We start from the raw sequence: 25,674 nt of genomic DNA on the forward strand, positions 1-25,674 counted from the left end.
TGAACGAGATGAGATCGAATAACATTTGAATAACTCACAGCAATCCCCCGAGTTATAAACAGTGAAAGCCGTCCACGCGCGATTTTATTCACTTTTTCTGTGGATAGAGTTGTGAAGAAGTACGGAATTAACCAGGGAAAACCCAGAGTAATCCGAACAGCGGCGTAATCAACCCACATAATAATATATTTGTTTTCATTAAGTTACCTTGTTTAAATTTCATCATTCACAGTGTAACGTGACGATCATCACATATACGATCCCGGAACTGATGAAAGATCGAACAATGTCGGTTTTATCCACAGCTTGCGCAAGTACTCTGGACATATTTTGGCTAAAAACTCGATTTTTCTCCCACGTCAAGGCTGTAAATGGAAACAGTAGTGGCGCTTTTCCCCAGTTATCCCATTTTTCTGTGGATAACATGGTGTAAGATCCTGTTCATTGTCGGTGACCAGTTCTGGAAAACCTGCCTCCAGATTTTTCATAACGGCAAAAAATAATTAAAAAAGCCATATGAATCATCAAATTGTCATAGTTAGTCAGGAAAAGGTAAACTCTATCCACAACGGACGAAATTACCGCTTATTTTTTATCCAGAGGTTTCATGTTATGCCGAATATCGCGCCGCTCTTATCGCCACCGCAAAGCCAGGAACAGCTTCTGGCTCAGGCGCGGCAGCTGGCAGGTTATTCACTGGGTGAGCTGGCCGCCCTTGCCGGTATTCCCGTTCCGCGCGATTTAAAACGTGATAAAGGCTGGATCGGTATCCTGCTGGAAATTTGGCTTGGCGCCAGCGCAGGCAGCAAGCCCGAGCAGGATTTCGCCGCTCTCGGCGTTGAATTGAAAACCATCCCTGTCGATTCTCAGGGGCGTCCACTGGAAACGACCTTCGTCTGCGTCGCGCCGCTCACCGGTAATAGCGGCGTCACCTGGGAGAGCAGCCATGTGCGTCATAAACTCAAGCGCGTACTGTGGATCCCGGTAGAGGGCGAGCGAACGATTCCGCTCGCCAGCCGCCGGGTGGGCGCGCCTCTGCTGTGGAGCCCCAGCGAAGAAGAAGCGCGTCAGCTACGCATGGACTGGGAAGAGCTGATGGATCTGATCGTGCTTGGGCAAGTTGAACGCATCACTGCGCGTCACGGCGAAGTGCTGCAATTGCGCCCAAAAGCGGCAAATAGCAAAGCCCTGACCGAAGCGGTTGGCGCCCACGGAGAGCCGATCCTCACGTTACCGCGCGGTTTCTACCTGAAGAAAAACTTCACCGCCGCCCTGCTGGCCCGCCACTTCCTTCTTTCCTCTGGATAATTCACACCGCGGGCGGTGTTTAACAACGCGTGCGCTGGCTCCAGGGGCGAGCAGCGCAGGAAGGCGCCGGAGCAGTCGCGCACGGCGATTACTGTCCATGATTAATTTTTTGTTCTGCCATGCGGGTTGCATATAATCACTTCTTTCTATTTTGCAGGACTTTGAATGATGTTATTTGCATGGGTAACCGATCCTAACGCCTGGCTGGCGCTTGGTACGCTGACGCTACTGGAGATAGTGCTTGGGATCGATAATATTATTTTCCTCTCTCTGGTCGTGGCCAAGCTTCCCACTGCGCAACGGGCTCATGCCCGCCGCATCGGGCTTATGGGGGCAATGATCATGCGTCTGGCGTTACTGGCGTCAATCGCATGGGTCGTTAAGCTCACCAACCCGCTGTTTACCGTGCTGGGCCAGGCGATCTCATTTCGCGATCTGATCCTGCTACTCGGCGGGTTATTCCTGATCTGGAAAGCGAGTAAAGAGATTCACGAATCCATTGAAGGAGAAGAAGAGGGGTTAAAAACCAACGTTCATTCATTTATTGGCGCCATTGTGCAGATTATGCTGCTGGATATCATTTTCAGCCTTGATTCGGTGATTACCGCCGTCGGGCTGTCGGATCATCTGTTCATCATGATGGCGGCGGTCGTTATTGCCGTACTGGTGATGATGGTGGCCGCCCGTTCGATAGGCGATTTTGTTGACCGCCACCCTTCGGTGAAAATGCTGGCGCTGTCATTTTTGATTCTCGTCGGCTTCACGCTGATACTGGAAAGTTTTGATGTGCACGTGCCGAAAGGCTACATTTATTTCGCTATGTTCTTTTCGATTGCGGTTGAGAGCCTCAATCTGCTACGAAATAAAAAAAATCCGCTGTAACCCGCACAGCCCTGAAAAGGGCTGTCATCCCTTTTAAGACTTTACTGATTCTTATATTCCAGAAATCAGACTATTAATCTGATAGAAGGTACGGCCAAAATAGAGGTAATAACGATGAAAAAATGGGCAGTATTGATTTCCGCCGTAGGACTGGCATTCTCCGTTTCCGGCTGCAGCAGCGATTATGTCATGGCAACCAAAGACGGACGTATGATTCTGACAGACGGTAAACCTGCGATTGACGACGACACCGGTCTTATCAGCTACGAAGATCAGCAAGGGAACAAAATGCAGATCAATCGCGATGATGTCTCGCAGATTATTAAACGGTAAGCTTTCACGCCAACCTGCGACGAGCCGTTTATCACAGAGTTAAGCGGTGTTTTCGTCCCCTTTTCATTTGCGAAAAGAGTCGGGATATCCTGATCCATCTCCGGATAAATCAGGCCAGATTCCGTAAACCCGGCTTTTTTTGATCTTTTTACTTCCCCTTTTTCTTCCCCTCTGCCATTTTTATATTCCTTTGTCGGGGAACGCCTGACCTTGTAACAAAAAAGGAAACCGGCTATGCAGTATCACCGTATCCCACACAGTTCTCTTGAAATCAGCACGCTGGGACTGGGCACAATGACGTTTGGTGAGCAGAATAGCGAGGCAGACGCGCACGACCAGCTCGATTACGCTGTCAGTCAGGGCATCAACCTGATCGATGTCGCCGAAATGTATCCTGTCCCGCCGCGCCCGGAAACCCAGGGCCTGACGGAAACCTATGTCGGTAACTGGCTGGCAAAACGCGGTAATCGCGAAAAACTGGTTATCGCCTCCAAAGTGAGCGGCCCTGCCCGCAATAACGACAGCAGTATTCGCCCTAACCATGCGCTGGATCGTAAAAATATCCGCGAGGCGCTGCACGACAGCCTGAAGCGGTTGCAGACTGATTATCTTGACCTCTATCAGGTCCACTGGCCGCAGCGGCCAACCAACTGTTTTGGTAAACTGGGCTACACCTGGACCGATTCCGCCCCGGTCGTCACCCTGCTGGATACCCTGGAAGCGCTGGCTGAATTCCAGCGCGCCGGGAAGATTCGCTATATTGGCGTCTCCAACGAAACGGCTTTTGGCGTGATGCGCTATCTCCATCTGGCGGACAAGCATGATTTGCCGCGTATTGTGACGATTCAGAATCCTTACAGCCTGGTGAACCGCAGCTATGAAGTGGCGCTGTCGGAAGTGAGCCAGTATGAAGGCGTGGAGCTGTTAGCTTATTCCTGTCTGGCATTCGGTACGCTGACCGGGAAATACCTCAACGGCGCGAAACCCGCCGGCGCGCGCAATACCCTGTTCAGCCGCTTTACCCGCTATAGCGGCGAGCAGACTCAGAAAGCGGTGGCGGCCTATGTCGATATCGCAAAACGCCATAATCTTGACCCGGCACAAATGGCGCTGGCTTTCGTGCGTCGCCAGCCGTTTGTCGCCAGCACCCTGCTTGGGGCGACGACCATGGCGCAGCTTCAGACTAACGTCGAAAGCCTCCATCTGACACTAAGCGAAGAGGTGCTGGCGGAGATTGAAGCGGTGCATCGAATTTATACCTACCCGGCACCGTAGGAAAAGTCACCTTCCCGGGGCGGTCCGCTGCACCCGGGAGACTATTTACGACGCCCCCAAATCCACAGCGCGATGATAGCCAGCGCAAATACCACGCCGAAGCCCATCCCGACGCCGACAACCGGAATACCTATGCTCACCGCCAGCGAGTACAGGCCCAGCATCAGCAACATCGCGACGTTCTCGCCGAGATTCTGCACCGCGATTGCATTGCCCGCGCCAACCGTGTGTTTGCCGCGTTCCTGAAGCAGCGCATTCAGCGGCACAATAAAGAAACCGCCGAACGCCCCGAGCAGCAGCAGCAGGCCAAATGCCGGCAGCAACGCCTGCTGGATGGCGAAAAAGACGACCGCGACGCCAATCAAAATCCCCGCGGGAATACAACGGGACACCGTTTCCAGCGTCACCAGCTTCGCCGCCGCGCCAGCCCCCAGTACTATCCCCACCGCCACCATTGCGTTAAGGTAGGTCGGCATGGCATTACTGGTAATACCCAGGGCTACTGGCACCCACAGCACCAGTAAGAAGCGCAGGGTCACTCCCGCTCCCCAGAACAAGCTTGTGCCGACTAACGAAAACCGGGTATCGCCGTCACGCCACAGCACTGCACAGGCGCTAAAGAAACGGTGGGTCATCGGCCTGAAACGCCACGACTGTCCGGGACGCGCGGCGGGCAGTTTGGGGATCCACAGGTTGGCCATCACCGCCCCGCCGTACACCATCGCGCAGACGACAAGCGCCGCCAGGACATGCCAGTCCGCCAGAATACCGCCAGCCATCGAACCAAGCAAAATAGCCGCAATGGTGGAGGACTCCATCAGGCCGTTAGCTTTGACTAACTTATCCCCGGTGGTCAGCTCGCCGAGGATGCCGTATTTAGCCGGAGAATAGGCGGCAGCGCCAATGCCCACCAGCGTGTAGCCAACAAACGGATTAACGCCAAAGCAAATACAGCCCGCGCCGATAAGCTTCAGACCGTTAGCCACCATCATTACTCGCCCTTTGGCGAAGCTATCGGCAAACTGCCCGACAAACGGCGCGAAGAGAATGTAAGCACCCACAAACAACATCTGCAATACCGGCTGGCTCCACGCCGGGTAGAACAGTTGCTTCATCAGCGCCAGGGTCGCGAAGAGTAGCGCGTTATCGCCGAATGCCGAGAGAAACTGGGCGCAGATAACCGCCATCATTCCTTTCGAATACAGAGAAGTGTTAGTGTGTACTGACTCACTCATCCGAATGTTCCATCTCTTCAACCATATCGTTAAGGGCGACGAAATCCGGCTTACCGCTGCCCAGCACCGGGAGCTGTTTCAGCCAGCGAATGTCGCGCGGTACCGCCAGCTCCGGCACGCCATGTTCACGGGCATAGCGCAGCAGTTTCTCGCGATTTAGTTCATTATCGCTGGTAAACAGCACCAGCGCCTCGCCTTTACTGGCATCCTGTTTAATCGCCATGGCGTGCATTTTGTCCGGCGAAACCGCCAGCGCCACCTGCTCGACCATCTCCAGCGATACCATCTCACCGGCAATTTTAGCAAAGCGCTTTGCGCGTCCCTGAATTCGCACATAGCCCTGCTCGTCAAAGGTGACAATATCGCCGGTGTCATACCAGCCGGTTTCCACTTCGCCGTGTTGATTCTCCGCCGTTGGCGCCTCCAGCACACCCGGATTTTCCACGCGCAGATAGCCTTTCATAATATTCGGCCCTTTTAGCTGCAGACGGCCGCCTTCTTCAATACCCGGCATCGCCAGTAAACGCGCATCCATACCCGGCAGAATGCGACCAACGGTTCCCACCTTCGTCGCCATCGGCACATTGATCGACACCACTGGCGCACATTCGGTAACGCCATAGCCTTCGAGAATACGCAGGCCAAACTTGTCCTGCCAGATCTGCTTTGTGCTCTCCTGCAGTTTCTCCGCGCCTGCAACAACATACCGCAGGCGATAAAAGTCATATGGATTAGCAAAGCGGGCATAGTTGGCGAGGAAGGTCGAGGTGCCGAACAGCACGGTACAATTACGGTCATACACCAGTTCCGGCACCATGCGATAATGCAGCGGACTCGGATAGAGGAACACCTCCGCACCGGTAAACAGTGGGGTCAGCAGGCCGACCGTCAGGCCAAAGGAGTGAAACAGCGGCAGCGAGGACATAAAGCGATCGTTCGCGGTAAAGTCAGCGACGGTTTTAATCTGCTCGACGTTAGCCAGCAGGCTTTTATGACTATGTACCACGCCTTTCGGATTGCCTTCTGAACCGGAAGTAAACAGGATCATCGCCGCATCTTCCGGCTGCTGCTTAACCTGCGCCAGCTTCGGTATCAACAGATGACCAAAAATCCACAGCTTATCCGCGGCGGTGATATCCGCTTTTAAATCTTCGAGGAATACCCAGCGCACCTGAGTCAACTGTTCCGGCAGGTGCCAGAGTTTGCCTTTATCAAGGAAGGTTCGCGAGGTGAAAATCGTCTTAGTTTCGGCGGCGGTAACCGCGCTGCTCAGGCCTTTCACTCCGGCGGTATAGTTCATCATCGCCGGAATACGCCCACGGGCAATCGCGCCGAAAATTACCGCTGCGCTAATCCCGGCATTCGGCAGCATCAGGCCGATTTTCTCGCCCTGAGCGCTATACCTTTCCAGAATACGCGCCACAAACAGGGTTTTGGTCAACAGCTTACGGTAGGTATCCGGCTGAAAATTAATATCTTCCACGCAGTTTTTACGCGCACCGAAGCGGTACTGCGCCGCCAGCAGCGATTCATACAGCGTTTCGCGCGGGCGCACCGCCATCCGCGCTTCCATCATTATCTGATGCAACATTTCTCCGGCAATTTTACGCCGGTCGCGGGCGCGCGGCGCCTCAGGCATCGCCAGATGCGTCGGCGGCAGCAGATGCAGTTGAATACGGGGAAAAAGGCGGCGCCTGACCAGCCCTTTGAGGCGGCTAAAGGGGGTAAGCTCAGCGCCCTCGATACGCAGCGGCACAATGGTCGCCTGCGACTTTGCTGCAACGAAAGCCGCGCCGTCATAAATTTTCATCAGCGAGCCGGTCACCGAAATCCGCCCTTCCGGGAAAATAACCACCGGACGCCCTTGTTCAATCAGGCGGACCAGATGCTTAATGGACATGGGTTTGGTCGGGTCCAGCGGCACAAAATCGATAAGGGGTGTCAGAGCACGCATAAACCAGCGCTGGCTAATTGAAGAGTACACTGCAAAAACAGGGCGCACCGGCAGGAAAAGCGCCAGCAGTATGCCGTCAATAAATGAGACGTGATTGGGCGTAATCAGTACCTTTGGCTGGTACAGCGCCTGGGTGTCGCCGGTGAGTTTTACCCGGTACAATCCCTTGAATAACAGTCTAAAAAATCCTAAAAGCATAACAACTCCGTCTGACCGGTTAATCAGTCAAAGCAGGTTACACGAGAAGAGGTGGGAAATGCAGTGCGCGAAGAGGAATTCAGGACAAAAAAAACCTGCGCATCTGCGCAGGTCGGTGCAAGATAATCAGTACGAATAGCGTACTTAAGAAACTCACCAATCAATACCTCTGGGAAAGCCAGAATATCAATGATATGAATGGGTAAACCAGCGAACATTCGCAACAGCTAATCGCAAAGTGTAAGCAAAGGTGTGAATTCCCCCCTCCCGGAATCATTCGCAGGTTGCCTGTGAGTAACTCTTTCATCAGCAAGGCTAATCTGTGTCACAATTACATGACCCCAGGCGCCGCGGTTCTTGAATCTGCGGCGCTTTCCCGTAACATAAACGGTATGTAAACGCTTACCCTAAAAAAGGCATGGTATGGCGACAATTAAGGATGTAGCCCGTCTCGCAGGAGTTTCCGTCGCTACCGTCTCCCGCGTGATTAACAATTCACCGAAAGCCAGCGAAGCCTCACGCCAGTCGGTGGGGGCGGCGATGGAAGCGTTAAATTATCATCCTAACGCCAACGCCCGCGCGCTGGCGCAGCAGTCAACGCAAACCGTTGGCCTGGTGGTGGGCGATGTTTCCGACCCTTTCTTTGGTTCAATGGTCAAAGCCGTCGAGCAGGTGGCCTACAATACCGGCAATTTTTTGCTGATCGGTAACGGCTATCACAGCATCCATAAAGAGCGTCAGGCGATTGAACAGTTGATTCGCCACCGCTGCGCAGCCCTGGTGGTTCACGCCAAAATGATCCCCGATGACGAGCTGACCGCGTTAATGAAGCAGATCCCCGGTATGGTGCTGATCAACCGTATTATACCTGGCTTAGAGCAGCGCTGCGTCGCGCTGGATGACCGTTACGGCGCCTGGCTGGCAACGCGTCACCTGATTCAGCAAGGGCATACCCGCATTGGCTATATCTGTTCCGATCACCCGATTTCCGATGCCGAAGACCGTCTTCAGGGCTATTACGCGGCATTAAAAGAGAGCGGCCTGGCGTGCAATGACCGCCTGGTGACCTTTGCCGAGCCTGATGAGAGCGGCGGTGAACAGGCGATGACCGAACTGCTGGGGCGAGGGAGGCATTTTACCGCCGTGGCCTGCTATAACGACTCAATGGCCGCCGGTGCGATGGGCGTGTTAAACGATAACGGTATTGATATACCACAGGAGATTTCGCTGATCGGTTTTGATGACATACTGATTTCACGCTATGTGCGCCCGCGTCTGACCACCGTGCGCTACCCGATCGTCACCATGGCGACTCAGGCCGCCGAGCTGGCGTTAGCGCTGGCGGAACATCGCCCGCCCCCGGAGATAACCCATCTTTTTAGCCCGACGCTGGTACGCCGTCACTCGGTGGTTTCGCCTGCGGAACGCGATAAATCATAGCGATATAAACTGACCGTCGTGGCCGGGTAATCCAGACCTTCGCCGATATACTGCCAGCCAAAACGCTCATAAAAATCACGGCAGGCGGAATAGAGAAACAGCGCGGAATAGCCCTGCGTTCGTGCATACCGGATGACATGCTGCTGTAGCGTTCCCGCCAGCCCTTTTCCCCGTGCTTCCGGGGCGACATAGAGTGCCGCCATCCACGGATACAGATCCTGACGACTGATTAAGTCGCAGCGCCAGAGCCCGACGGTTCCCAGCAGTTTTTCATTTTCAACGGCAATAAACGTAACCGGCAACGCCCCCGGCGTCTGGCTATGCCCGATGATGCTGGCGAAAAACGCCTGCGGCAACATATCGCCGCCAAAAGCCCGCCATAGCCACTCCGTAACCTGCCCAGCATACTGCGGCGCGGCGGATAAAGGCTGAATAATCACATCAGCTTTCCCTGAAAAACAGGCACTGACTCAAAGAGATAGCCGTCAAAGTCCGGTGCGTCTTCATCAGAAAGCTCCAGCAGACTATTTTTTACGTTTTCAAGGTGCTGCCACATGGCCTGCCAGGCGCCCATCACATCGCGACGGCGCAGGGCGGCGAGGAGCGTTTGCCGGTCGCCAAGCCACTTCAGGCGATACGCCCGGCTGGCGATATGTACATTGAACTGCTGCCATAACGGGCTGCTGTCCATTTGCAGCCAGATGCGCTCGACCGTCGCCAGCAGCATCTGGTTTTGCGTCGCCCCGGCCAGCACCAGGTGAAAAAGCCGGGCGTTGTCCTGACTGGTATCGTTGGCGGCAATAGCCCGCTGCTCCTGCTCAATAATACGTTTCAGGTTATCGATATCGGCGCGGGTGGCCATTTTGGCGGCAAAAGCGGCGATATTGCTCTCCAGCAACTGGCGGGCCTGCAGGATTTCGAAAGGCCCGACGTCGCTGCTCAGCATCTGTTCTTCCTCGCTATCGCCCTCATGCGGGATGCGCATAACGTACACCCCGGAGCCCTGGCGAATATCCACCGTTCCCTGTAACTCCAGCATCAACAGCGCTTCACGGACGATCGTCCGGCTCACACCGTAAATTTCGGCGATATTGCGTTCCGGCGGCAGACGCGATCCGATGGGATAGCGCCCCTGCGCAATCTGTGCGCGTAAATCATCACCAATCTCCTGATAGGGTTTCTTTTCCGGCGGAATAATAGCCTTCTCCACAATATCACCTGTGCGTTATGAACCTGCGAGTCAATATCGCCGCTATCTTAGCAAAATTTAACCATGCCTAACGCCACTCGTCGTCAATATCCAGCGTCAATTCCCGACGTTCGCCAAGCTGACGGAACCAGCTGGCGGAAGCCTTCGGCCTTCGCGCGCGGTGATTTTGCAGATCGATTTCAATCAGCCCGTAACGATTTTTAAAGGCGTTCATCGGCGAAACATTGTCGGTAAACGCCCACAGCATATAGCCGTGGCAGTTGGCGCCGGCTTCCCGCGCACGCAGCGTTTGCCACAGATGTTCGCTGATAAAGCGAATCCGGTAATCGTCGGCGATGGTGCCTTCGCTATTGCGAAACTGCCCTTCGTTTTCCACCCCCATGCCGTTTTCGGCCACGAACCACGGGATATTGCGGTAATCCTGTTTAATCCGCATCGCCATATCAAAAACGATTTGCGGATAAATTTCCCAGCCACGCGAACTATTCATCCGTCTTCCCGGGAGTTCAAAGGGCTCATAATAGTAAGCCGGATGGAATGGCGTCTGCGGGTGCCAGGCGCGCGACGGGGCTTTCACCCGGTGTGGGTAGTAGAGATTAATTCCCAGCTCATCCACGGTGTTTTCACGAATAATCGCCAGCTCTTGCGCACTGTAATCCCAGCCAACGTTGTGCTGTTCGAGCAGGTCGTACAGTTCTGACGGATATTCGCCGTGGACCAGCGGATCGAGGAAAACCCGGTTATAAAACAGATCGTAGATTTCCGCGGCGCGAAGATCATGAGGCGCTTTTGAACGTGGATAAGTGACTTCCGGGTTAAGAATACAGCCGACCGTGCCGCGATAGCCTTTTTCGCGAAACAGCCTGACCACTTTAGCCGTCGCCAGCACCTTATGATGATTCCACTGCATCCAGGTCCCGGTATTCTGTTCGTAAGGCCAGCGCAGCGCGTCGAGGTAGACCCGGGTCTGTACCACAATCGGTTCATTGAAAGTAAACCAGCGCGTCACCTTATGGTGATAGCGGGCAAAAACTTTCTCCGCATATTGTACGAACAGATCAACCACTTTTTTCGACGCCCAGCCGCCGTAGTGCTCCAGCAGATAGCCGGGCAGTTCATAGTGCTCAAGGCAGATCATCGGCTCAATGCCGTTAGCCCGTAGCGCGTCAAACAGCTGGTCGTAGTACGCCGCATACTCTTCATCAACCGTGACGTTTTCATAGTCGGTAAGAAAACGCGACCAGTTGATCGACGTACGATAGTGGGTCAGTCCCGCCAGCTTCATCAACTGCACGTCTTCGCGGAAGCGGTTGATAAAATCGGTCGCGACCGCCGGGCCATAACCGTTATGCCAGACGTGACGATCGTTCTTGTACCAGAGATCCGGCCAGGAATCCTGCCCCTCTTTCTTGCCGCTCCAGCCTTCGGTTTGCCACGCCGACGCGGCGGCGCCGAGGATAAAGTCGCGGGGAATCGCGATCCGTACTCTGCTCATGGTGTCCTCATACATTCTGACTGACTTCAGCGTTTTCCGCCTGACGCTGCGCGTTTTCCGCACGACGGGAGGCTATTTTGACGAACGGCAGATAGATAAGCACCGCGGCGACAATACAGACAAGCTGTGTCACTACCGCCCCCATCGATCCGGCTGTGGAGAGCCAGGCGTTAATCAGCGGTGGCGTGGTCCACGGCACCATGACCACCGCTTTACCGGCAAAACCGGTGACGGTGGCGAAGTAACCGATACTGCCGGTCACCAGTGGGGTAATAATAAAAGGGATCGCAAGGATCGGATTAAGCATGATCGGCATACCGAAAATCACTGGTTCGTTAATATTGAACAGCCCGGGTCCGATCGACAGTTTGGCGATCTCCTTCATTTCTTTGCGTTTGGTGGCGATCATCACCGCAATCAGCAGGCCAATCGTCAACCCCGAACCGCCAATGCTCATATAAACATCCCAGAACGGCATGGTGATGATATTCGGCACCTCTTTGCCCTGCTCAAAGGCGCTCATATTGACGGTAATCGCCCCCAGCAGCAGCGGTTCGCGGATCGGTTTGATCATCTGATTACCGTGAATGCCGATAACCCAGAACAACTGGGCGACAAACATCAGCAGCAGGATCCCCGGCAGGCTTTGCACCACTCGCTCCAGCGGCTGCTGTACCACCTGGTAGACCGCATCATAGAGATACATGCCGGTAATTTGATGAAAAATAAAACCAAAGGTAGCAATCGCCGTGGTGGTAATAATTGCCGGGATCAGCGCGGAAAACGATGCCGATACGTTGGGGGGAACGGTGTCCGGCATTTTGATCTTGAGGCCTTTGCATCTCTCCAGCCAGCAGTAGATCTCCACGGAAAGAATGGCAATAAACATGCCGAGGAACAGGCTGCGCGTATCTGAGAACTGGCGCAACAGCACATCTTTCACTTCATGCATTTGTCCGTCGACCAGCATTTCGACGGTGGTTGGCGTCACACAGATAAAACAGATGACCGCCAGCAGGCCGGGAAACAGGCTCTTAATACCGTTAATCCGCCCAAGCTCGATGCCGATCAGAAATACGGCGCCGATATTAAGAAAGTTAAGCGTCGCATAGTTAATTGCGCTGGTAATCGGTTTTAGCGCAGCCAGAAAAGAGAGCGCCTGAAAGCTGGCCAGCCCGTTTTTCGGATCCAGCACCATATTGGAGATCAGCACCGAAAAGGCGCCCACGATGATCACCGGCATCAAGGTAATAAAGGCCGCCTTTATCGCCATAATGTAGCGGTAGCTGTTGAATTTCGTAGCGAAACTCCCCAGAGAGTCGATCAATTTGTCCTGCAATGCCATAGAGGATACCTCAGGGTTAAGGGACTTTTTTGCGCACAAGGTGTACAGCCAGGCACCTATTGGCATACCAAAAATAATCACCGATGGGAAAAAGTTCTGTGACTAAGTTCGCAACCTCAGAACTGGCATTCCAAAAAAACCCAAATTGGCATGCCGAATTCATTGTTTTATTTTTCAGCCCGTTAATCCTGCAAAAGCGTGATCGCGATAGTTTTTTTGCTTTGCCACGAAGCCATATCCCCCTGAATGTCTGTGATAAACTGCGCATTACCACGTGATATCAGGAATCGGATGAATGGCTACAATGCTGGATGTCTCAATTCACGCAGGCGTCTCTAAAGCGACGGTTTCCCGCGTGTTGAACGGCACTGGTCAGGTGAAAGAGAGCACCCGCCAGCGGGTTTTTAAGGCAATGGAAGAGCTGGGCTATCGGCCCAACTTTCTCGCCCGCTCGCTGGCGAACCGCACGAGCAACAGCATCGGCCTGGTGGTCTCCATTTTCGACGGTTTCTATTTTGGGCGTTTATTGCAGCAGGCTTCCCGACAAACGGAAGCCTGGGGTAAACAGCTGATTGTCACCGACGGGCACAATGCGCCGGCGCGTGAAGAAGAGGCCGTACAGATGCTTGCCGACCGTCAATGTGACGCCATCGTGCTATACACGCGCCATATGAGCGAAAAGAAAATTATGTCGCTGATTGAGTCCATCGGCACACCACTGGTGGTCATTAACCGCGACGTTAGCCAGGCGCGGGATCGCTGCGTTTTTTTTGAACAGCAGGATGCGGCGTTTCAGGCGGTAGAGTATCTGATAACTCAGGGCCATCGCGATATCGCCTGTATTACCGTGCCAATACATACGCCAACGGGAAAGGCTCGCCTGGAGGGCTATCGTCAGGCGCTGAAAAAGCACGGTATCAAATGGGATCCGGCGAAAGTGAAGTATGGCGATGCCACCATCCCACGTGGCTATGAACTGTGCCGTGAACTGCTGGAAGAAAAAACATCGTTTAGCGCGCTGTTTTCCTGTAATGACGATATGGCGCTGGGTGTTTCAAAAGCGTTGCGTCAGGCCGGGCTGCGGATCCCGCAGGATATTTCATTGTTTGGTTTTGATGACGCGCCGAGCGCCAAATGGCTGGAACCGGGGCTATCCACGGTCTACCTGCCGATCGATAACATGATTACCACCGCTATCGATCAGGCGATCAAGCTGGCCAACGCTCAGCCGATTGAAACCATCCCGCCGTTTACCGGCACCCTGGTACTGCGCGAGTCGGTGGTCGCCGGCCCCTATTCCACGTAATCCGCCGGATGGCGTATCCGGCGAAGAAGCAACGGCATGCCTGGCATCGGCCCGATAAGCGAAGCGCCATCGGGCATCCACTCACAACTGTTCCAGCGCTAACAGTTCGTCAATTGTCTGGCGACGGCGAATCAGCCGCGCTTTACCGTTGTCGAACAGCACTTCCGGCAGCAATGGACGACTGTTGTAGTTTGAAGACATCGATGCGCCGTAAGCACCGGTGTCATGCAGCACCAGATAATCGCCCGGCACCACCGCTGGCAGCAGGCGGGTTTCCACTTTTCCCCCTTCCTGCTGGGTAAAGACATCGCCCGATTCGCACAGCGGCCCGGCAACCACGGTTTCAATCTTCGCGGCGGCGCTCAAATCCCGACCATCCCCCGCCAGGGCGGTGATATGGTGGTAGCTGCCGTACATCGCCGGGCGCATCAAATCATTAAAACCGGCATCAATCAGCACGAAGTGACGGCTGCCCATCCCTTTCACGCTGCGTACCTGAGAAACCAGCACCCCGGCTTCCGCCACCAGGAAGCGACCCGGTTCCAGCTCCAGCTTCACCGGGTGACCCAGATATTTGGCTATTTGCTCGCGCGCCGCGTTCCACAGCCCGAAGTAATGATCGGTATCGATCGCCTCTTCCCCTTCGTGATAAGGGATCGACAGCCCACCGCCGGCGGAGATCGCCTGCAGATCCTGCCCGAACTCGATAACCTGGCGCACCATCGCCCCGCACACCTGCTCCAGATGGCCATAATCCACCCCGGAACCAATGTGCATATGAATGCCCACCAGCTGAAGCTGATAGCGTTGCATCACCTCCAGCGCCGCCGGTAAATGCGTGTGCCAGATACCGTGTTTGCTGTTCTCGCCGCCGGTATTGGTTTTTTGACTGTGGCCGTGGCCGAACCCCGGATTAACGCGCAGCCAGACCCGGTGACCCGGCGAAACTTCCCCTAGCTGCCTCAGCATATCAACAGAACCGGCGTTGACCGGGATTTGCAGCGCTTTTACCCGCGCCAGCGTCGCGTCATCGATCAGATCAGCGGTAAACACAATGTCGTCCGGATGCTGTTGCGGATCGTAGCCGGCCGCTAACGCGCGCTCGATCTCGCCCAGCGACACCGAATCCACCTTCACCCCCTGCTCACGCATCAGGCGTAAAATGTGAATATTGGAGCAGGCTTTCTGCGCAAAACGCACCACGTCGAACTTCCGGAGTTGAGCAATCTGACGACGGATAATCTGCGCATCGTAGACCCAGACCGGGCAGCCGAACTCAGCGGGCAAGCGCAGCAGATTTTCTGCGGTCAGATCGGTATCGGTGGCATAAAGCGAGTGTGGCATAAGTAACTCCGGTGCTGTGTGTGCGTTATCTCTGTTTTTTTACGATTACGCCACAGCGCGTAAGGAATAAAAAATATCGTTTTATTGCCAGTCTATGCAAAAATGATATGGAATGCATAATCCAAGGATCGCTGATGCCCGCCGTAAACCTGCGCCATATCGAAATCTTCCATGCGGTGATGACCACCGGCAATCTGACCGAAGCCGCGCAGATGTTGCATACCTCGCAGCCAACCGTCAGCCGCGAGCTGGCGCGTTTTGAAAAAGTGCTGGGATTAAAGCTATTTGCCCGCGCGCGCGGTCGTCTGCAACCCACGGTTCAAGGATTACGCCTGTTTGAGGAAGTTCAGCGCGCCTGGTACGGACTGGACAGAATCGTTAGCGCCGCGGAAAGCCTGCGCGAATTCCGCCAGGGCGAGCTGTCGGTTGCCTGCTTGCCGGTATTTTCGCAATCTTTTTTACCGCTGCTGCTGGAGCCGTTTTTGACGCGCTACCCGGACGTTCACCTGCAAATCGTCCCCCAGGAATCGCCGCTGCTTGAAGAGTGGCTGTCGGCTCAGCGCCACGATCTCGGCCTGACCGAAACCCTGCATACCCCTGCCGGAACCGAGCGTACGCCGCTGCTGACGCTGAATGAGGTGTGCGTATTGCCGCAAGGCCATCCGCTGGCCGTGAAACAGATGCTAACGCCCGCGGATTTTCATGACCAAAACTACATTAGCCTGTCGCGTACCGACAGCTATCGCCAGTTGCTTGATGCCCTGTTTCTCGAACATCAGGTCAAACGGCGGATGGTGGTTGAGACCCATAGCGCCGCCTCAATTTGTGCCCTGGTGCGCGCTGGGATTGGCATTTCGGTGGTTAACCCGCTCACCGCTCTGGATTACGCCGGAAACGGCGTAGTGGTACGCCGCTTTAGCGTTGAAGTGCCCTTTACCGTCAGCCTGATTCGCCCACTGCATCGGCCCGGCTCCGCGCTGGTCGATGCTTTCGCGTTACATCTGCAAAAAAGCCTGCCGCGTATTCTTACCCCGCTTGAAGCGGTGCTGACGAAAGCATAAAGTTGACCGCGTCCGCCGCATGAATCGCAGTGGTATCAAACACCGGCAGCGGACTGCTTTCCGCAGGCACCAGCAGGCCGATTTCGGTGCAACCGAAAATCACCCCTTCCGCGCCCTGTTCCGCCAGATCCTCAATCACCTGAAGATAGTAGTCGCGCGAATCCGCGCTAAAGGTCCCCAGGCACAGTTCATCGAAAATGATCTGGTTGATACGCTGGCGATCGTCGGCCTGCGGGATCAGCGTGTCGATAGCGAACTTCTGCTGCAACCGGCCGCGATAAAAATCCTGCTCCATGGTATAACGCGTCCCCAGCAGAGCTACCCGGCGTTGGCCTTTGGCTGTTATCGCCCGTCCGGTGGCGTCGGCAATATGCAGAAACGGAACCTCGCAGCGTGTTTCAATCGCCTGCGCGACCTTGTGCATGGTGTTGGTACACAAGAGGATCCCTTCGGCTCCCGCCTGCTGCAGGCCGAAAGCCGCCTGGGCGAGGATCTCCCCCGCCCGCTGCCAGTCCCCGGAAGACTGACAGGCTTCAATGTCATGGAAATCCACGCTATGCAGTAACAGACTGGCTGAATGTAGCCCGCCCAAACGGCTTTTAATGCCTTCGTTAATAAGGCGGTAGTAAGGAATCGTGGATTCCCAACTCATTCCGCCCAACAGGCCGATCGTTTTCATTATTCACTCCTTCCAGGAATACCTTTGCGACGCCGAACTTGTGATCAGCTTTCCACTTCTCCTGACATTCGTTTCTTTTTACAAGATTGTGGTGTAAATTAAGTGAAACAGCGTTTTAATTAACTACAGGACGACCAGATGTTTATTTTCCATAAAGAGACCACCCTTGAAGATCTGGGCAATGGCGTAACCCGCCGCATCCTTGCGCACGATGGCAACATGATGGCGGTCGAGGTGAACTTCGAAGCAGGCGCCATCGGGCCGATGCATAACCATCCCCACGAACAACTCACCTATGTTCTTTCCGGCGAGTTTGAATTCACCATCGGCGATGAAAAACATGTGGTGAGCGCAGGCGATACCCTCTACAAGAAACCAGAGATTATGCATGGCTGTATCTGCCTGAAACCAGGTACGCTTCTTGATACTTTTACCCCGATTCGCCAGGATTTTCTGCAAAAGTAATATCTCATCTCCGGGGCATGCCCTGCGTGCCCTGATGCGAGTCAGTGACGCCATTTATGCGATTTTATGGTGTCACGTCTGTCGGCGTGAATCTCTTTTTTCCGGTTGCTGAAAACCACAAACAAACGATATCCGAAATTATTCCGGATGAATCGGGATAACTCTACCCTAAATTATTCGAGTTGCAGGAAGGCGGCGACGCAGTGAATCCCCGGGAGCGTACTCCAGTACGTAACTGGGGTGAACGAGGAAAGCCAACGCACATGCAACTTGAAGTATGACGGGTATAACGAGTAAACAACATCCTGGTTTTTCGCCAGAACCACCGCTTAATCGCACCTTTCTGGCTGTAACAAAGCCTGATTCCCCCGTAAATGGCCTTTCACTGACGTGCATCAGCGTCCCCCCACCATTTTCTGAACTTTCCCGCTAAAAATATCTGTCCTAAAGTAGATTTTATCCAAATCATTAACAAGGCTAATTATTTCCCCCACCCGGCTTTTACCAGCTCACGCCTCATCCTGTTTCAGGCCCATTTTCCCGGTAAAATGCGCGCCTCCGCACCTTTTTGAAACATCGTTTCGACTTTGATCACATTTCCGCGATGAACTGAATGACTCTGTGATAAATAGCAATAAAATAAAATTAAAACGGCGTTTTACAAAATCAGGACGCAAGGTAAGACAAAATCAAAAAACACATGCTCTGCAAGGATAAGTAGAGCGAAAACGTTCTCAATAAGTAAAAAGCGCATTAAGGAATGACTCACGGCTGACATAGCAAAAACACATTAACTTTCCGGCGGCGGCGCCCGCGGGAAAGGCAGTCAACAGAATCCGTATTAAAACTCGTAAGCCAGGTAGGTATGTATGAATGAAAACAAGCTCCTGGGATTGGCATGGATATCGCCCTATATTATCGGGCTGATAGTCTTTACCGCCTTTCCCTTTGTTTCATCTTTCTTCCTCAGTTTCACTGAGTACGATTTGATGAATCCACCGGTGTTTAACGGCATCGAAAACTATCGCTACATGCTGACCGAAGATAGCCTCTTCTGGAAATCCATGGGCGTGACGTTCGCGTATGTCTTTTTAACCATTCCGTTAAAACTGGCTTTCGCGCTGGGGATCGCTTTTGTCCTCAACTTCAAACTGCGTGGTATCGGTTTTTTCCGTACCGCCTACTACATCCCCTCGATTCTCGGTAGCTCCGTGGCGATCGCCGTCCTGTGGCGCGCGCTGTTTGCAATCGACGGGCTGCTGAACAGCTTTATTGGCGTATTCGGCTTCGATCCGGTCAACTGGCTCGGCGAACCTTCGCTGGCGCTGATGTCCGTTACCCTGCTGCGCGTCTGGCAGTTTGGTTCCGCGATGGTGATCTTCCTCGCGGCGTTGCAGAACGTGCCGCAGTCTCAATATGAGGCAGCGATGATCGATGGCGCGTCAAAATGGCAGATGTTTATGAAGGTCACGGTACCGCTGATCACCCCGGTGATTTTCTTCAACTTCATTATGCAGACCACTCAGGCGTTCCAGGAGTTTACCGGCCCGTACGTCATTACCGGCGGTGGCCCAACCTATTCCACCTATCTGTTCTCACTCTATATCTACGACACCGCATTTAAGTACTTCGATATGGGTTACGGCGCGGCGCTGGCGTGGGTGCTGTTCCTGGTGGTCGCGGTCTTTGCCGCCATTGCGTTTAAGTCTTCGAAATATTGGGTGTTCTACTCCGCCGATAAGGGAGGCAAAAATGGCTGATATTCAACAAATCTCTGAAGCAAGAGACATCGCCGCACGTGAAGTCGCACGAACTCTGCGTCGTGAAAAAATCAGTCGCTCGATTCGCTATGTGATCCTGCTGTTCGTCGGCCTGCTGATGCTCTACCCGCTGGCATGGATGTTCTCGGCGTCGTTCAAACCGAATCACGAGATCTTCACCACCCTGAGTCTGTGGCCTGCCCACGCGACCTGGGAGGGTTTTATCAACGGCTGGAAAACCGGGACTGAGTACAACTTCGGTCACTACATGCTGAACACCTTCAAGTATGTCATTCCGAAAGTACTGCTGACCATTATCTCCTCCACCATCGTGGCCTACGGCTTCGCCCGCTTCGAGATCCCGTGGAAAAAATTCTGGTTCGCCACCCTTATCACCACCATGCTCCTGCCGAGCACCGTGCTGCTGATCCCCCAGTACCTGATGTTCCGTGAAATGGGCATGCTGAACAGCTATCTGCCGCTGTACCTGCCGTTGGCCTTCGCCACCCAGGGGTTCTTCGTCTTTATGCTGATTCAGTTCCTGCGCGGCGTCCCCCGCGATATGGAAGAAGCGGCGCAGATCGATGGCTGCAACTCCATTCAGGTACTGTGGTACGTCGTGGTGCCGATTCTGAAACCGGCGATTATCTCCGTCGCGCTGTTCCAGTTTATGTGGTCGATGAACGACTTTATCGGCCCGCTGATTTACGTCTACAGCGTCGATAAATATCCAATTGCACTGGCGCTGAAAATGTCCATCGACGTCACGGAAGGCGCTCCGTGGAACGAAATTCTGGCAATGGCGAGTATCTCCATTCTGCCGTCCATCATCGTGTTCTTCCTGGCACAACGCTACTTCGTACAGGGCGTAACCAGCAGCGGAATTAAAGGTTAAGAGGGAAATATCATGGCTGAAGTTATTTTCAACAAACTGGAAAAGGTCTACTCCAACGGCTTCAAAGCGGTACATGGTATCGATCTGAAAATCGCTGATGGCGAGTTTATGGTCATCGTTGGCCCCTCCGGCTGCGCCAAATCCACCACCCTGCGCATGCTGGCCGGTCTGGAAACTATCAGCGGCGGCGAGGTGCGCATCGGGGAAAAAATCGTCAACAATCTCGCGCCAAAAGAACGCGGGATCGCGATGGTATTTCAGAACTATGCGCTTTACCCACATATGACCGTCCGCGAAAATCTCGCTTTCGGCCTGAAGCTGAGCAAAATGCCGAAGGATAAAATTGACGCCCATGTGAACGAAGCGGCAAAAATTCTCGAACTGGAAGAGTTGCTGGATCGCCTGCCTCGTCAGCTCTCCGGCGGCCAGGCGCAGCGCGTGGCGGTTGGCCGCGCAATTGTGAAAAAACCCGATGTATTCCTGTTCGATGAACCGCTCTCTAACCTTGATGCCAAGCTGCGTGCCTCAATGCGTATCCGCATTTCCGATCTGCACAAACAGTTGAAGAAATCCGGCAAACCGGCGACCACCGTATACGTGACCCACGATCAGACCGAAGCGATGACCATGGGCGATCGCATTTGCGTAATGAAGCTGGGCCATATCATGCAGGTTGATACCCCGGACAACCTCTACCATAAGCCGAAAAATATGTTTGTAGCCGGTTTTATCGGCGCGCCAGAGATGAATATCCGCCCCAGCCAGTTGGTTGAACACGCGGGTCGCCTGCACCTGACCATTGGCGATGAGCTGCTGCCGTTAAACGACACCCTGCAGAGTAAAGTCGCCGCGCATAAGGACCAACAGGTATTCTTCGGTGTGCGCCCGGAGTTCGTCTCTCTCTCCGATGAACCGTTTGCCGAAGGATCATGCACTGGCGAAATGGTGCGCGTGGAAAATATGGGACATGAATTCTTCGTCTATCTGAAGGTTGCGGATTATGAACTGACCGCCCGCGTTCCGTCAGATGAAGCGAAACCCATGATTGAGAAAGGGCTTCATCGTAAGGTGCATTTCAAATTTGATTTCAACAAGTGCCATATTTTTGACGCTAAAACTGAACAGAACATCTCTCTGTGAACACTGGAGTATTAAAATGAAAAAAGTGCTTTTAAGCGCCGCAATCTCCGCAACTCTGAGCCTTACCGCGCTGCCGTCAATGGCAAAAGATGTCGACCTGCGTATGTCGTGGTGGGGCGGCAATGGTCGCCACCAGGTCACCCTGAAGGCGCTGGAAGAGTTCCACAAGCAAAACCCGGATATTAACGTTAAAGCGGAATATACCGGCTGGGATGGCCACCTTTCGCGCCTGACCACGCAAATCGCTGGCGGTACCGAGCCGGACGTGATGCAGACAAACTGGAACTGGCTGCCCATCTTCTCGAAAAATGGCGAAGGCTTCTACGATCTCAATAAGATGAAGGACGTTATCGATCTGAGCCAATTTCCGGCCAAAGAGCTGCAATCCACCACCGTGGACGGCAAGCTCAACGGTATACCGATCTCCGTTACCGCTCGCGTGTTCTACTTCAACAATGAGACCTGGAAAAAAGCAGGCATTGCGTATCCGAAAACCTGGGACGAGCTGATGGCGGCGGGTAAAACCTTCGAAAGCAAGCTCGGTAAAGAGTACTACCCGGTGGTGCTGGAGCACCAGGATACGCTGGCGCTGTTGAATTCATATATGGTGCAGAAGTACAACCAACCGGCGATCGACGAGAAGACGAAGAAATTCTCCTGGAGCAAAGCGCAGTGGGTTGAATTCTTCCAGATGTATAAAAAATTAATTGATAGCCACGTGATGCCGGACACCAAATACTACGCGTCATTCGGCAAGAGCAATATGTATGAAATGAAGCCGTGGATTCAGGGCGAGTGGGCGGGAACCTATATGTGGAACTCGACGATCACCAAATACTCCGACAACCTGAAGCCACCGGCGAAGCTGGAACTGGGGGCGTATCCGATGCTGCCAGGCGCGACCGACGCGGGCCTGTTCTTTAAACCGGCGCAGATGCTCTCCATCGGCAAGTCAACGAAAAACCCGCAAGCGGCAGCGAAACTCATTAACTTCCTGCTGAACAGCAAGGAAGGCGTTGATACCCTGGGCCTGGAGCGTGGCGTACCATTAAGTCAAGTGGCGGTGAAATACCTGACCGAAGACGGCACCATCAAAGCCGATGACCCGGCAGTCTCTGGCCTGAAACTGGCTCAGTCTCTGCCGACCAAACTGTCTGTATCACCTTACTTCGATGACCCACAGATCGTCGCCCAGTTCGGCACCACTCTGCAGTACATTGATTATGGGCAGAAAACCGTAGAAGAGGCGGCGGCGGACTTCCAGCGTCAGTCTGACCGTATCCTGCGTCGCGCAATGCGCTAATTGTTGGTTATCAGTCCCTGCCCCGCAGCGCCGGCTGCGGGGTATTTTTGTGCAAGGAGGGAATCATGAAAGGCAAAATCATCCCGCTGAACTTTCTGCATACACAAGACAGCGAAACCGGTCACCCGGTGATCCGGATGACGCCACCGCATGTTATCTGCCATCGCAACTACTTCTATCAAAAATGTTTTACCCGTGACGGTGGTAAGCTTATTTTCGGCGGCGCGTTTGAGGGCCACTGGAACTACTATTTACTCGATATTGCCGCGCAGAAGGCAATCCAGCTCACCGACGGTCCGGGGGATAATACCTTCGGCGGTTTTCTTTCCGATGACGATCGGTCGCTGTGGTATGTGAAAAACAACCAGCAGTTGCGTCGTGTGGACCTGATGTCGCTGGAAGAACAGGTCGTTTATCAGGTAGATGACCAATGGGTGGCTTACGGTACCTGGGTCGCTAATAGTGATTGTAGCCAACTGGTGGGGATTGAAATAAAAAAAAGCGACTGGCAACCCCTGACCGACTGGCGCAAATTCCGCGCCTTTTACTTTACCCGGCCGACGTGTCGGCTGATTAATATCGATCTGCGCAGCGGCGAACAGCGCGTGGTTTTGCAGGAGAAACGCTGGCTCGGTCATCCGATTTACCGCCCGTTTGATAACCGCACTATCGCCTTCTGTCATGAGGGGCCACGGGATGCGATCGATGCCCGGATGTGGCTTATCGACGCGGACGGCAGCAATATGCGTAAGGTTCGCCAGCACCAGCCGGGAGAGAGCTTCACCCACGAGTTCTGGGTGCCGGATGGCTCCGCGCTTTACTATGTTGCGCATCAGGAAAACGATCCGCATCGCTATCTGTGCTGCGCCGACCCGACGACGCTGAAGAATAGCCAGTTGATGGCCATTCCCCCCTGCTCACATCTGATGAGCAATCAAGATGGTTCCCTGGTGGTCGGCGACGGCGCGCCGCACAGCACCGGCGATATTCAACTTAACGATCCGTTTATTTGGGTATTTGATATTCGTACCAATAAGCAGACCGCGGTTTGTCGCCATGACTCGACATGGAAAGTGATCGACGGCGAGCGTCAGGCGACGCACCCACATCCGTCATTTTCACCGGATAACCGCTGGGTGCTGTTCACCTCCGATAAAGAAGGCATGCCGGCGCTGTATCTGGCGGAAGTGTAATACTGCAGCGTCGTCCCTCTGATTTCATCCCCCTCACACAAAGCCGTCTCTTGAGCAGATCTTCTGGTCAAGAGACATTGTCTGCCGGCGCCAGGGATAACCCCCTGCCGATCGGTGAAGCGCCATTCGCCAGGTTTTATTGCCGGTCAGAAGAATTCGGTTAACAGGTGGTGTTGGCGAAATGACGCATTTTTATTTTTGCCTGATTTTGGTCGGTGGATTGTTCCGTTCACCGTCAATACGAAGATATTGGTTATATCCACAGCCCGTGAACGACACCGCATAAAAAACCCGATGGCGGGCTTAACCGGCCCGCGTTCGCCTGACTGGGGATTTCCTGTATCCACAACAAGGATGACATTCACAACCCGCCCAAGGTCAAAGGCGGGTTATTAACAACACTTAAATACTATTATTCGAGCTGCCAGGCACCCGCTTCAGTTAAAAATGCGCAACCGCTCCAGGCAAACAGCGCCAGTTCGCGACGGCCTGTATCCGGATATATCCGGCTGCTAAGACACGCCTCCCCTTCATTAACAAACACTTCCACGGAAGAGCTATCGAAGAATATCCGCAGTTTGAGATTCTCACCAGCGGCCAAAGGTACGCTACGCGTCCCGCACAGACCATACTGCGGATAATGGCGTTCCAGTACCAGGCGCTGCATCTGCGCATCCACATACACGCGCAGCCCCTCACCAACGCTCAGGCCATACTGTTCAGCGTGGCTATTCGCGCAATCCCAGTGCACAACAACCTCCATCGCCTCACAGCTTTCCACCATTGTGGTCTGCTGGTTTTTCAGGGTAGCGACCGGCCAGGGAAACCAGGCGCCGCGCATGCTTTCCACCTCTTTAGCCGGGCGCATTTGCAACCGATTATCCGCACTCAGGCTCACTTCACGTGGCAACGAAAGCATTCCCGCCCAGCCGTCCTGCTGCTCCGGCAGCGGTGATTCCCACATATCCAGCCAGCCAATCACGATCCGCCGACCATCGGGGGTCAGGAAGCTTTGCGGGGCGTAAAAATCGTGGCCGTGATCCATTTCAACAAACCCGCTCTCGCGAACAAACGCCTGCCCCGGTTGCCATTCGCCGAGCAGATAGCCGCTCTGAAACAGATTTCGATTTTGATAACCTTTCGCCGCCACCCCCTGCGGGGAAAACATCAGCACACGTTTACCGTTGAGGAGAAAGAAATCCGGGCATTCCCACATATAGCCCATCTCTTTTTCCGCCTCATCGAGAATGCCCGCATCATGCCACTGGCGCAAATCAGCGGAACGATACAGCCGCACCTGCCCGGTATCGCCGTCACGAGCGCCGACGATCATGTACCAGCTATCCCCTTCTCGCCACACTTTCGGGTCGCGGAAATGGTGCATGCCTGGCGGCGTATCCACCACGATCCCCTGACGCTCAAAGTGAATACCGTCGCGGCTGGTCGCCAGACACTGCACCTGATAGAGGTTGGCTTCGTCGCCGGGATCGCCGTGGAATTTATGCCCGGTGTAAATCAGCGCCAGCGTATCACCATCAACCACCGCCGAACCAGAGAAGCAGCCGTCTTTATCCTCCGGACCTTCGGGAGCCAGCGCCACCGGCAAATGCTCCCAGTGCACCAGATCCTTACTACGCGCGTGGCCCCAGTGCATCGGCCCCCATTGTGTGGAATACGGATGATGTTGGTAAAAAGCGTGATACCAGCCATCAAACCAGACCAGGCCATTTGGATCGTTGATCCAGCCAGCTCGTGCGGCCAGGTGATAACGCGGATACCAGCGCAGGTTCAGCGTTTCATGTTTCGCCTGCAGTTCTTTCTCAGCCCTGGAAATTGAATAGATCATATGCGTT

At 54.1% G+C, this 25,674-nt stretch carries 23 protein-coding genes; 14 read left to right on the forward strand and 9 right to left on the reverse strand.

Going from position 1 to position 25,674, the window contains the following annotated elements:
* Nucleotides 1–371: 371 nt before the first annotated feature.
* The 5 genes from FN037_RS24620 (at nt 372) to FN037_RS14965 (ending at nt 3,798) form a co-directional block, all read left to right on the forward strand.
* Complete coding sequence (locus tag FN037_RS24620) at nt 372–503, forward strand: hypothetical protein (RefSeq protein ID WP_241675616.1); 132 nt, start codon at nt 372–374, stop codon at nt 501–503.
* Between the two features lie 109 nt (nt 504–612).
* Entirely contained in the window at nt 613–1,308 is a 696-nt protein-coding gene (mutH, locus tag FN037_RS14950; RefSeq protein ID WP_138360158.1) for a DNA mismatch repair endonuclease MutH, read from the forward strand.
* Between the two features lie 168 nt (nt 1,309–1,476).
* On the forward strand, nt 1,477–2,190 hold the full coding sequence (locus tag FN037_RS14955) for a TerC family protein (protein ID WP_138360214.1): 714 nt from the start codon (nt 1,477–1,479) through the stop codon (nt 2,188–2,190).
* Between the two features lie 114 nt (nt 2,191–2,304).
* On the forward strand, nt 2,305–2,523 hold the full coding sequence (locus FN037_RS14960; RefSeq protein ID WP_004105255.1) for a YgdI/YgdR family lipoprotein: 219 nt from the start codon (nt 2,305–2,307) through the stop codon (nt 2,521–2,523).
* A gap of 234 nt (nt 2,524–2,757) precedes the next feature.
* Nucleotides 2,758–3,798, forward strand: a complete 1,041-nt coding sequence (locus FN037_RS14965) for an NADP(H)-dependent aldo-keto reductase (RefSeq protein WP_138360159.1) — start codon at nt 2,758–2,760, stop codon at nt 3,796–3,798.
* Nucleotides 3,799–3,839: 41 nt separating this feature from the next.
* Here the strand turns inward: FN037_RS14965 and lplT are convergent, their stop codons facing one another.
* Both lplT and aas read right to left on the reverse strand, forming a co-directional pair.
* The gene (lplT, locus tag FN037_RS14970; RefSeq protein WP_142502572.1) at nt 3,840–5,033 is read right to left on the reverse strand and encodes a lysophospholipid transporter LplT; all 1,194 of its coding nucleotides are present in this window, start codon (nt 5,031–5,033) and stop codon (nt 3,840–3,842) included.
* Nucleotides 5,026–7,185: a bifunctional acyl-ACP--phospholipid O-acyltransferase/long-chain-fatty-acid--ACP ligase gene (aas, locus tag FN037_RS14975; protein ID WP_142502573.1), complete on the reverse strand. Its 2,160-nt coding sequence runs from the start codon at nt 7,183–7,185 to the stop codon at nt 5,026–5,028. Before aas ends, lplT begins: the two co-directional genes overlap by 8 nt.
* 423 nt (nt 7,186–7,608) lie before the next feature.
* Between aas and galR the strand changes: the two genes are divergently transcribed.
* Complete coding sequence (galR, locus tag FN037_RS14980; RefSeq protein WP_138360162.1) at nt 7,609–8,625, forward strand: HTH-type transcriptional regulator GalR; 1,017 nt, start codon at nt 7,609–7,611, stop codon at nt 8,623–8,625.
* Here the strand turns inward: galR and FN037_RS14985 are convergent.
* The 4 genes from FN037_RS14985 to FN037_RS15000 form a co-directional block, all read right to left on the reverse strand.
* Complete coding sequence (locus FN037_RS14985) at nt 8,586–9,065, reverse strand: GNAT family N-acetyltransferase (protein ID WP_138360163.1); 480 nt, start codon at nt 9,063–9,065, stop codon at nt 8,586–8,588. The two genes, galR and FN037_RS14985, sit on opposite strands and share 40 nt — an antisense overlap.
* A complete protein-coding gene (locus FN037_RS14990) occupies nt 9,062–9,835 on the reverse strand; it encodes a GntR family transcriptional regulator (protein WP_138360164.1) in 774 nt (257 codons plus the stop codon). Before FN037_RS14990 ends, FN037_RS14985 begins: the two co-directional genes overlap by 4 nt.
* Nucleotides 9,836–9,902: 67 nt before the next feature.
* The gene (locus tag FN037_RS14995) at nt 9,903–11,330 is read right to left on the reverse strand and encodes a glycoside hydrolase family 1 protein (protein WP_142502574.1); all 1,428 of its coding nucleotides are present in this window, start codon (nt 11,328–11,330) and stop codon (nt 9,903–9,905) included.
* Nucleotides 11,331–11,337: 7 nt separating this feature from the next.
* Entirely contained in the window at nt 11,338–12,675 is a 1,338-nt protein-coding gene (locus FN037_RS15000; RefSeq protein ID WP_138360166.1) for a PTS sugar transporter subunit IIC, read from the reverse strand.
* 304 nt (nt 12,676–12,979) lie between these two features.
* Between FN037_RS15000 and FN037_RS15005 the strand changes: the two genes are divergently transcribed.
* Nucleotides 12,980–13,981 (forward strand): LacI family DNA-binding transcriptional regulator, encoded by a 1,002-nt coding sequence (locus FN037_RS15005; protein ID WP_171034836.1) that lies wholly within the window; start codon nt 12,980–12,982, stop codon nt 13,979–13,981.
* An 81-nt stretch (nt 13,982–14,062) separates the two neighbouring features.
* On the opposite strand, the gene lysA is transcribed toward FN037_RS15005, so the two are convergent.
* The gene (gene lysA, locus FN037_RS15010; protein ID WP_142502575.1) at nt 14,063–15,325 is read right to left on the reverse strand and encodes a diaminopimelate decarboxylase; all 1,263 of its coding nucleotides are present in this window, start codon (nt 15,323–15,325) and stop codon (nt 14,063–14,065) included.
* A gap of 134 nt (nt 15,326–15,459) precedes the next feature.
* Here lysA and FN037_RS15015 point away from each other — a divergent pair, with 134 nt between their 5' ends.
* Entirely contained in the window at nt 15,460–16,386 is a 927-nt protein-coding gene (locus tag FN037_RS15015; protein WP_138360169.1) for a LysR family transcriptional regulator, read from the forward strand.
* Here the strand turns inward: FN037_RS15015 and FN037_RS15020 are convergent.
* Entirely contained in the window at nt 16,352–17,065 is a 714-nt protein-coding gene (locus tag FN037_RS15020) for an aspartate/glutamate racemase (protein WP_142502576.1), read from the reverse strand. The genes FN037_RS15015 and FN037_RS15020 overlap by 35 nt on opposite strands.
* A gap of 138 nt (nt 17,066–17,203) precedes the next feature.
* Between FN037_RS15020 and FN037_RS15025 the strand changes: the two genes are divergently transcribed.
* From FN037_RS15025 to FN037_RS15050, 6 genes are all read left to right on the forward strand, one after another.
* Nucleotides 17,204–17,530, forward strand: a complete 327-nt coding sequence (locus tag FN037_RS15025) for a cupin domain-containing protein (protein ID WP_138360171.1) — start codon at nt 17,204–17,206, stop codon at nt 17,528–17,530.
* Nucleotides 17,531–18,399: 869 nt separating this feature from the next.
* Nucleotides 18,400–19,290 carry a carbohydrate ABC transporter permease gene (locus tag FN037_RS15030; protein ID WP_138360172.1) on the forward strand — a complete coding sequence of 297 codons (891 nt, stop codon included), beginning with the start codon at nt 18,400–18,402 and terminating at the stop codon, nt 19,288–19,290.
* The gene (locus FN037_RS15035) at nt 19,283–20,185 is read left to right on the forward strand and encodes a carbohydrate ABC transporter permease (protein WP_138360173.1); all 903 of its coding nucleotides are present in this window, start codon (nt 19,283–19,285) and stop codon (nt 20,183–20,185) included. Before FN037_RS15030 ends, FN037_RS15035 begins: the two co-directional genes overlap by 8 nt.
* Nucleotides 20,186–20,197: 12 nt before the next feature.
* Complete coding sequence (locus FN037_RS15040; protein ID WP_138360174.1) at nt 20,198–21,325, forward strand: ABC transporter ATP-binding protein; 1,128 nt, start codon at nt 20,198–20,200, stop codon at nt 21,323–21,325.
* A gap of 16 nt (nt 21,326–21,341) precedes the next feature.
* Entirely contained in the window at nt 21,342–22,628 is a 1,287-nt protein-coding gene (locus FN037_RS15045; protein ID WP_138360175.1) for an ABC transporter substrate-binding protein, read from the forward strand.
* A gap of 65 nt (nt 22,629–22,693) precedes the next feature.
* Nucleotides 22,694–23,821 carry an oligogalacturonate lyase family protein gene (locus FN037_RS15050; protein WP_138360176.1) on the forward strand — a complete coding sequence of 376 codons (1,128 nt, stop codon included), beginning with the start codon at nt 22,694–22,696 and terminating at the stop codon, nt 23,819–23,821.
* Between the two features lie 412 nt (nt 23,822–24,233).
* Here the strand turns inward: FN037_RS15050 and FN037_RS15055 are convergent, their stop codons facing one another.
* Nucleotides 24,234–25,667: a glycoside hydrolase family 32 protein gene (locus tag FN037_RS15055; protein ID WP_142502577.1), complete on the reverse strand. Its 1,434-nt coding sequence runs from the start codon at nt 25,665–25,667 to the stop codon at nt 24,234–24,236.
* Nucleotides 25,668–25,674: the final 7 nt, after the last annotated feature.

It is taken from the genome of Klebsiella sp. 2680, assembly GCF_900198535.1.
Classification (GTDB): Bacteria; Pseudomonadota; Gammaproteobacteria; order Enterobacterales; family Enterobacteriaceae; genus Klebsiella; species Klebsiella indica.